We start from the raw sequence: 1,515 nt of genomic DNA, 5'->3' as shown, positions 1-1,515 counted from the left end.
GATATGCAAATACAACAGAAAGCCACTATTCCCACGAAGATAAGGAAGAAATTGCAGTTGTAATGAAAGGGGAAGTGTATGTGGAATTGGAAGGGAATGAATATTTTTTAGAAGAAGGAGATGTTGTCCGTATTCCACCGAACGTGAAGCATAGATTTTTGAATAAGAGTGATGGGATGAATCATATCTTATTTGTGTTAACACCTTCCTTAAGCTAAGGTAGAAATGTTTCGAGAGTTTTCACCTGGCTTTTTGGCAACTTTGTAGATGCTAAAAAGCCATTTTTATTAGGATTTAGAGGGGATAATAGAGATGGAAAATATAAATGTATTAAAAGATGGGCTTTCAATTATATCTCAGTGTAAAAAAGAAACAAATGATATTTGGCATGCACATTTTGGAGCAGCTGCAATTGCTAGTTATTTTTTTACTAAAAACAATAACATTGATGAAAAAACTGCCTGTAACATTTATTCTCAAGCGAAAATGATGCTCCATAAGCAAAGGTTAGGCGAAACAATTGATAATAAACAAGGTGTCAATTATCAAAGTGCTGAAGAAACGATAATCAAATCTTTGGAACAAACGATTGATGAACTCCATTGGGTTGGTCATAATGTAATTTACGCTTCTTTAAGTTTACTAGCCATTAAGGAGTTAAGTCATTGGGGGAGTGAGCAAGATATTAATAATATAGCAAACCTTATATTATCGTTTCAAAAAACAATTCCCGGTAGGTCTTGGATTGGTTTTACAACTAAAGAAGTAAAGCAATTAAGTATAAGTAATGATGAGATTCAAAGTGAAATTAAAAACCCAAAGCAATTATCAAAATTCATTTTAAATGAGTTATCAAAATTTCATGTTATATATAAGGCGGAATCACATCACGATTTAATTGGCCATATGCTTACCTTTTCACATGCGATTAATGTATTATATGACTTAGGGCATATAGAATTATTTCAACGAGGAATAAAACCACTATTAAAGCTAGTTTATGTACTTAGAAAAAGTCGCAATTTAATGCCGAATGCCCAAATAATATTGAATTCTCCTGTAGATCGTTTACCTCTCACAAAAGCAAAACAAGTTGATACACTTCCGCTAGATAATGCATTCTGGCTTAAAGACTACAGTGAATTTAATTGGGATTTTGGGCACATATTTAAATTTTCATATAGTTATTTTGATCACTTAACAAGGGTTCCAGAATATAAAGATAAAACATTTGAGAAATTCTGTTGTATATTAATGAGTAAAAGTCTCTAACTAATAGTAATTGGCACGTATTCATAAGCTTCAGTAACATATTTATAAAAATACGAAAATTTTTTGTAATAACTTATAATATTTTACGTGAGAGGATGTAGAATATGTTTATTTCTGTTACTAGAATGCGTCTAAAAGGAAAAAGGATGTTACCGTTCTTTTTTATATATACAACGAGAGCTGGATTACAGGCGAATAAAGCGAATGGCTTAATACATTCTTCATTTGCAAAAGAAGGATGGC

The 1,515-nt window shown here is 31.5% G+C and carries 2 protein-coding genes; both read left to right on the top strand.

Annotation, left to right across the window (positions count from 1 at the left end; translation table 11 throughout):
• Positions 1 to 218 (top strand): cupin domain-containing protein (locus AC1DTM_RS26060; protein WP_477001242.1); only part of this gene is annotated, 218 nt, incomplete at its 5' end.
• A 94-nt stretch (positions 219 to 312) separates the two neighbouring features.
• On the top strand, positions 313 to 1,272 hold the full coding sequence (locus tag AC1DTM_RS26055; protein WP_070128358.1) for a hypothetical protein: 960 nt from the start codon (positions 313 to 315) through the stop codon (positions 1,270 to 1,272).
• Positions 1,273 to 1,515 lie beyond the last annotated feature (243 nt).

The organism is Bacillus sp. P4_D3 (assembly GCF_056401855.1).
The sequence above is the reverse complement of the archived record's forward strand: the minus strand, read 5'-3'. Positions and strand labels throughout refer to the sequence as shown.

What these genes read in the sequence shown, in the direction of transcription:
- AC1DTM_RS26055 (WP_070128358.1), top strand. Translation starts at nt 313, where the DNA reads ATGGAAAATATAAATGTATTAAAAGATGGGCTTTCAATTATATCTCAG.